This is a genomic window from Microvirga aerilata (assembly GCF_016743775.1).
GTDB lineage: Bacteria > Pseudomonadota > Alphaproteobacteria > Rhizobiales > Beijerinckiaceae > Microvirga > Microvirga aerilata.
Genome location: NZ_JAEQMY010000165.1, coordinates 1 through 6486, shown reverse-complemented (window position 1 = coordinate 6486; position 6486 = coordinate 1). Strand labels below are relative to the sequence as shown.

Sequence of the window (6486 nt, the reverse complement as noted above, 5' to 3'; positions counted from 1 at the left end):
TGTCGGCCCCGGCACTGCCGGTGAGGGTGTCGTGCCCACCCCCGCCATGGATGCCCACAATCCCGGTGAGCGTCACGGCCGTGAAGTCCAGGCTCTCGCCCACAGGCCCCAGGTCAGAGCCGCGGATCACCACGTTGGCAAAGCCGCCCGAGGTGATCGCCTCCACGCCTGTCAGGGAGCGCAGGCCAATCACCGTGTTGTCCGCCCCCGCCTGGATCGTGTCAAACCCGGCCCCGCCGTTCACCGTGTCAAAGCCATCCCCGGTGCCCGTGAAGGTGATCACATCATCCCCCGCATCCGCCGCGATGATGTCGTTGCCGGCATTGCCCGACAGCGTGTCGTTGCCGTCATCGCCGTTCATCACGTCGTTGCCGAGCCCGCCCGACACCACATCATGGCCCGTCCCGCCGGTGAGCCGGTCCGAGCCCTCGCCGCCATTGATCACGTCGTTGCCGCTGCCGCCCAGGATCGTATCAGCGCCCGCACTGCCGAGAACAGTGTCGTGCCCGCCGCCGAGGTCGATGCGATCGATTCCGGTCAAGGTCACGTTCGAGAAGTCGAAGTTCTCCCCGATCGGTCCGTTGTCCGTGCCCCGGATCTGCACCCCAGCAAAGCCCCCGGCGTTGATCGCTTCTACGCCAGAGAGCGAGCGCAGGCCGATCACCGTGCTAGCGGCCGATGCTCGGATCGTGTCGGTGCCGTCACCACCATTCACCGCGTCATAGACGCCGTTTGCGGCTCCGGTGTAGGTGATGACGTCATCACCGGCTCCGGCCGAAATGGTGTCGCTGCCATCACCGCCGTGCAGCGTGTCATGGCCGTCCCCACCGTTTAGGGTATCGTTGCCGGTACCGCCATCAACGGCGTCATTGCCAGCCCCGCCGTTGAGCACATCGTTGCCGGTGCCGCCGGTGAGGGTGTCGGCGCTTGCGCTGCCGGTGAGGGTGTCGTGCCCACCCCCGCCATGGATGCCCACAATCCCGGTCAGTGCCACATTGGTGAAGTCCAGGTTCTCGCCCACTGGACCGACGTCCGAGCCCCGGATTTGCACCCCGGCAAAGCCGTTGGCGCTGATCGCCTCCATGTTAGTCAAGGAGCGCAGGCCGATCACCGTGTTGTCAGAGAGCGCACGGATCGTGTCGAACCCGGCCCCGCCATTCACCGTGTCAAAGCCGGTTGCTGCTCCAGAGTAGATAAAGGTATCGTTGCCGTCCCCACCGCTCAGCACGTCATTGCCAGCACCACCCTCAAGCGTGTCACCGCTCGCCCCGCCGATCAGGGCATCGTGGGCAGCCAAGCCGATGAGGAGGTCTGCGCCGCCGTGGAGCGTGTCATCGCCCGCTATGCTATAGAGATAATTGGTGCTGATGGTCCCGACATCCGTCATTTCTCTACCCCCTTGAGAAGAACCACAGCCGATGCTGCGCCGGGCCCGTGCCCCTGTGAGAAATCTCTCAAGACGTAGGGATAAGAGATAAAGACGAGATCGCGATCCACCGCAGGTCTGAGTAGGCCTCCGACCAAGGTCCGAGTCCCACTGCGGGGGAGGATCTCACTGGCGCCTGTGCTCGGATCGGTTGACGGTATCCGTCCTCACAGCTCATTGCAGTTTCAGGTACAATTCTGTCGTGACGGCAGAGCAGGCGATTGTTGCTCTTTTTGAAATGACCCTTCCGTTAAGGAGACCTTTCTGAAGATCAGCCAGGGGCTCGCCCGGAGATTTGCGCCGTGCATCCGGTGCAGCCAGGACGTGGACTGCTGTGATCTGGCGGGTCCGAGAACCAGGGTCGGGCGTCAGTTGCACAGCGGTGATTTCAACGACGTGGCATGGGCCTGGTATGGCCTTGCGGCAGCCGGGCGCCAACCGCCGTTATGGCCGGTGGCGCTGGATCTGATAGGCGAAGGCTTTGCCCCGGTGCTCGTGCCCTCATTTGCCGTGGGCGCCTGGCGAGACTGGGCGAACCTCGTGCTATGGCAGTGCAGTGACCGGCTTCCTCATCGGATCGCCGAGTACAATCCCAGTCGGCGGCGTCCCACCCATAACGCTCTTGGACCGAAACGCGGGTTTGTGAGCAGGTGGAGACGGCATGATGGTTGGTGCGGCTCCTTTGAGCGCTTCACCCCCGGGGTGTTGCCCTTCTGGTGCACCGGTGCCGGTGAGGTCCGCACGGGAGCGGGTCATCCGCCGCCGTAAGGTCGGATGGGTCCACGCCTGGGTCGGGGCAGTCAAAGCAGGTCACGAAGGCCGGGCGTCCTGGCGGTGACCAGCCGAGTCCTGCAAGGACTGCAGGGGAATGTCGCTGCTGGCCAAGGCCGCCGAGGTCGTGCCGCTGGCGATCTCGCGCAGGATCGTTTGACGGATTTGCTCCTTGAACGCAAACCAGGAGCCGAGCGTCGCGTCGCACCCGGCGCAGGATAGATCAGCCGCATCATGAATCTCGTCCGGAACCCGGATGGAGGGGCTGCCGCATGCGGTACAGGCAAAGGACGCGGTGGCACGAGAGCCGTCACCCATCACTGTGTCCTCCTCGGTGTGGCTGCGCAGGGCCTGAATCCTTGCCCGAGCCAAACCGGTTCGTCAAATGCGACGGGCATTCAGGAGCCTATGGTCTGTTCAGCCGATGCCTGGATTGGAAAGGATGCCCGCATGGGATCAGGACCGTGTCGGCCATCCGTGGCTGCCTGTCCCAGATGGATCGGCGGGGCTCAGGTTGGCTTCCAGCCAAGAAGCAGGATCAAGGATGCTTGACACCGCCCTATAAACGTTATATCGTTTTTTGGCGTAGTTCAGGGAGATTGTCATGGCACGAAGATCACGGGCGGGCGGTTACAATGCAAGAGTTTCGGGCACCCACCCGGGCTCGGAGGCCGTGCCGGCGACGGTGGCTTCCTTGGGTGTGCAGGTGCGGTTGGTCGCAGTTGAATCGGAGGGCGAGCCTGAGCTCGCGGGTCTTCTGCATCGGTATCAGGGCGTCTGCGCGGAATGGGAGCGTCTGATCCGGCAGACGCGCGACCTTCTGGGCCTCGATCAATCTGCGAATGCCGGAGCCAACCTCAAGAGCGCTCCAGCCCCGGCTGCTCACGCGGGAGATGATCGAACCGCAGCCAGCCCAACACAAAAGCACGCCGTGGTCGCGCCGGACGCGGGGCCGGACTCGTCCTCGTAATCGTGGCCAGGGCCAACGGCGCACGACGCCGGCGCCGTGCCGGCTGGAATGGCGCAAGCGGATGCCCCGCCGCGGCTCACCGGGATCCATCAGGTTCCAAGCTCCATCGTGGAGGTCTGCTCATGTCCTACCATCGTCACGTTAACTGGTCTGCTGCCATGCGAGACTTGCGGCGTGAGAGGGCACCCCGACCAGCGGTGAATGCCCTGACGGCGCAATCGATCGCATTCGCCAGGGCCTGCGATGTGCTCAGAGATGCGCAGGCCAGGCCTCTCAGCCGTGATGGCGTCTACGACCGATCCGCGATCATGGCGCTTGCGGTTGCTCTGGCCCGCAAGGAACGCGCCAAGCGACCACGGGCTGGATGGCGAACGCTGATGAGCACGGCGCTGACATTCGCATGGGCGCAGGCCAAGGTCCGCCGCGGAATTGGCGCGCACTGACCCAACAGCGATGGGTTCATGCAAGACCTGGAGATCCCTGAACGGGGTGTGTTTCCCTTTCCATAAGGACTATGGCCGATGACGAGAGCACAACGGGGGTGGCGCCCTCAACGGCAAACTGTATCGCACGAGGTATCCGACACGAAGCCTGCGGCCACCGTCGCCTCATTGGGGGTGCAGGTCGATCCGGAGCGTGACCGCGCTGTGGCCAACCTCCTTACGGGCTGCGAGCGCTTGCGGGAGGTGGGGGATCGGCTGCTCACCCGTGTGGCCGATCTGCTGCGCGCGGAGGCGTCTGGCAAGTGCCTGGGCCAGGTTCCTCATCCTCGGACCTTGGACTGAGGTGCGCGATGCCGTTCGTCGCAGTCGAGGATGTGGGCACCACGGCACGCCGCAAGCTGACGCCCCATCGGCGGCTCAAAGTGTGGGAGAAGACGGGTGGCGTCTGTGTGCTGTGTGACGGCAAGATTGATGGCGTGCGCGAGCGCTGGATCGTGGAGCACATCCGAGCCCTGGAACTCGGCGGGGCGGATGATTTCGCCAATCTTGGGCCGGCCCATGAGGCATGTGCCACGGACAAGACACGCGACGATCATCGCCAGGCGGCGCGGGCCAAGCGCCAGAAGATCCGGCACCTGGGCGCGGAGGCGGCCAAACGGCCACTGCCCTTCGGCCGGGCCAGCCGTTGGAAGCGGACCTTGTCGGGCAAGATCGTCCCACGCGAGTAAGGCGGGACGGTGCTCAACGCTCCAGGCGGGGACAGCCTCATGGCATGGCTAATGATGTGGGGCCCCGACGGTCGCGGGTCACAGGTCGATGGCGCGACCTGCGGTGGGTTCAGAGCGGAGATCGGCTCAATGAGAGGGGATGCACGCAGCGCGCCCAGCATACCACTCCGCGGGCGGTTGGCCGCTGAGGCTGCAGCCGAGTTCAGTTCGAAGCCGCGGCACCTCGCTCTCTGGCCAAGCGCTTGGCCAGAGAGCCAATGGGATCCTGATTCGAAAAGAACCCGAGCACCTCAAACCGGGCCAAGCCATGTTGGCTGAGACGCTGCGGGTAACGCCGGGCGGTCTGCTTTTGAGCAGGACTCTCCATGACGTCCGATTGCTGGCGCATCATGCGCGAAAGTGGAGCCCGGTTCTTCGCATTCAACGATGCGCTCCTTGGGGGCATAAGCATCAGAGGACAAACCAGCCCTTCTGCACGTCGATAGCACCCTTGAGCTTGATTATTCCTTCCGCGGTCTTGTCGTTGTCAGTGTTGAGATAAATGTAGGTGGCCAATTTCGTCTTCTCGTACTGCACTTGGCCAGCTTTGGTGAACGTCTGGATGCCAGTGAAGGTGAAGGCTTGGTCACCCTTCTTCGTGGCGTCGGCGTCGATGGTCTTCAAATCGATCCGGTCGCCATGCTTGCCGGAGAAGTCTGTAATGTAATCGGCATTTTTCTTGGAGGGGCTCGTGTCCTTGCTGCTGAAGATGAACACGTCCTTACCCAAACCGCCCGTGAGCCAATCCTGACCAGCACCACCCGTAAGTCGGTCGTTGCCTGATCCGCCGTCGAGGACGTCCTTGCCGGCTCCGGCATTCAGCGCGTCGTTACCTGCGCTGCCCGAGAGCTTGTCTCTGCCCGAGCCGCCTGCCACCACGTCTCTCCCGCTCGTACCGGTGATGATCTCATTCCAGATATCCAGCACTGTGAGGGTCAGGACTTTGTCCGCGCTGGCGCCATAGCTGTCGCTTGCGCGGACGGTGATCTGATGGCTTCCGGCCTGCTCGTAGTCGAGCCGAGAGCCATTGGTCACCACCAGTTGCTTGCCCGAGAGAGCGAACCTGCCGCCGGCATCATCCAGCAGGCTGAAGCTGAATGCGTCACCATCCACGTCCCTGGCCGATAGCGAGCCGACAACCGTTCCTGGTGCGGCGCCCTCGGCCACAGCACCGCCGGCCAGCCCAAGACCGGCTGGCGCATCATTCAGGGGGGTGACCGTCAGAGTAAAGGTCTGAGGCTCGCTCTTGGCACCCGACGCATCCACCACACAGTAGCGGAAAGTGCTGGTTCCGTTGAAGTTCTCCCTCGGCATATAGTGAAAGCTGCCGTCGGCGTTGAATGTCAGTCCCACAACAGGCGCCACCAGCTCATACGTCAGGTGGTCGCTGTCCTCGTCAAAGCCTGGCGGAACACGGCCTGTCATGACCATATCCTCAGCGACCGAGGCATTGTTGCCGACGGTCACAGCGACGGGGGCATGGTTGTTCGCACTCACGGCTACCGTAAAGGTCGAGAGGCCGATAAAGTTGGTTCCGGCAGCGACCACTGTCAGAGACAGCAGTCCAGTGAAGTTCGGCGGAGGTGTACCGGAAAAGCCGCGGTGAACCTCATCAAACGTAATCCAACGCGGCAAAGATGAGCCGTCGGTCAGCATTGCGGTGTAGTGGATTTCCCCCCGGTCCTCGGGATAGATGCCGGCTGGAAGTTGGAACGACCACGGAGTGTCTTCTGCCACAGTCTGATCAGCAACGTCGACGCTGATCAGTTCGACCGATCCATCAAGGAACTCCAGGATCTCGGAACCGTGAAGGCTATCTCCCCCGTCCCGGCCAGTCAGACGATCACGGATGGTGATCGTTCCGTCGGGATCTTGGGTGATCAGATAGTCAGACCGGCGACCGGCATAAACAGCAGTGTCGGTTCCAGCACCTCCAAACAGCGTGTCATTCCCTGCCCCCCCATGGAACGTGTCGTTGCCACGCATACCCCAGAGGCTGTTGTCTGCGGAGTTCCCAATCAGAAGGTCGCTGCCATCCCCTGCTATCGCATTCTCAATCAGGGTGTCAGCGGCTATTACGAGCGTGCGACCAGCAATTTGGCTGGTCTC

Annotated in this window: 7 protein-coding genes; 4 read left to right on the top strand and 3 right to left on the bottom strand. The window is 63.0% G+C overall.

Annotated features, from left to right (window positions below; translation table 11 throughout):
• Positions 1–1387: calcium-binding protein (locus JKG68_RS30490; RefSeq protein ID WP_202066019.1), on the bottom strand; the 1387-nt coding region annotated here is incomplete at its 3' end.
• Between the two features lie 849 nt (positions 1388–2236).
• Entirely contained in the window at positions 2237–2515 is a 279-nt protein-coding gene (locus tag JKG68_RS30485; RefSeq protein WP_202066017.1) for a hypothetical protein, read from the bottom strand.
• 286 nt (positions 2516–2801) lie between these two features.
• Here JKG68_RS30485 and JKG68_RS30480 point away from each other — a divergent pair, with 286 nt between their 5' ends.
• From JKG68_RS30480 to JKG68_RS30465, 4 genes are all read left to right on the top strand, one after another.
• Positions 2802–3167 carry a hypothetical protein gene (locus tag JKG68_RS30480; RefSeq protein ID WP_202066015.1) on the top strand — a complete coding sequence of 122 codons (366 nt, stop codon included), beginning with the start codon at positions 2802–2804 and terminating at the stop codon, positions 3165–3167.
• A gap of 122 nt (positions 3168–3289) precedes the next feature.
• Positions 3290–3610, top strand: a complete 321-nt coding sequence (locus JKG68_RS30475) for a hypothetical protein (RefSeq protein ID WP_202066013.1) — start codon at positions 3290–3292, stop codon at positions 3608–3610.
• Between the two features lie 78 nt (positions 3611–3688).
• On the top strand, positions 3689–3952 hold the full coding sequence (locus tag JKG68_RS30470; RefSeq protein ID WP_202066012.1) for a hypothetical protein: 264 nt from the start codon (positions 3689–3691) through the stop codon (positions 3950–3952).
• A gap of 8 nt (positions 3953–3960) precedes the next feature.
• Complete coding sequence (locus JKG68_RS30465; protein ID WP_202066011.1) at positions 3961–4338, top strand: HNH endonuclease; 378 nt, start codon at positions 3961–3963, stop codon at positions 4336–4338.
• A gap of 450 nt (positions 4339–4788) precedes the next feature.
• Here JKG68_RS30465 and JKG68_RS30460 read toward each other — a convergent pair.
• Positions 4789–6486, bottom strand: a 1698-nt coding sequence (locus tag JKG68_RS30460; protein ID WP_202066008.1) for a cadherin-like domain-containing protein, incomplete at its 5' end; no start/stop codon positions are given.

Excerpts from the sequence above, each read along its gene's own strand:
- JKG68_RS30470 (WP_202066012.1), top strand. The coding sequence starts at position 3,689 with ATGACGAGAGCACAACGGGGGTGGCGCCCTCAACGGCAAACTGTATCG.
- JKG68_RS30475 (WP_202066013.1), top strand. The coding sequence starts at position 3,290 with ATGTCCTACCATCGTCACGTTAACTGGTCTGCTGCCATGCGAGACTTG.
- JKG68_RS30485 (WP_202066017.1), bottom strand. The coding sequence starts at position 2,515 with ATGGGTGACGGCTCTCGTGCCACCGCGTCCTTTGCCTGTACCGCATGC.
- JKG68_RS30465 (WP_202066011.1), top strand. The coding sequence starts at position 3,961 with ATGCCGTTCGTCGCAGTCGAGGATGTGGGCACCACGGCACGCCGCAAG.
- JKG68_RS30480 (WP_202066015.1), top strand. The coding sequence starts at position 2,802 with ATGGCACGAAGATCACGGGCGGGCGGTTACAATGCAAGAGTTTCGGGC.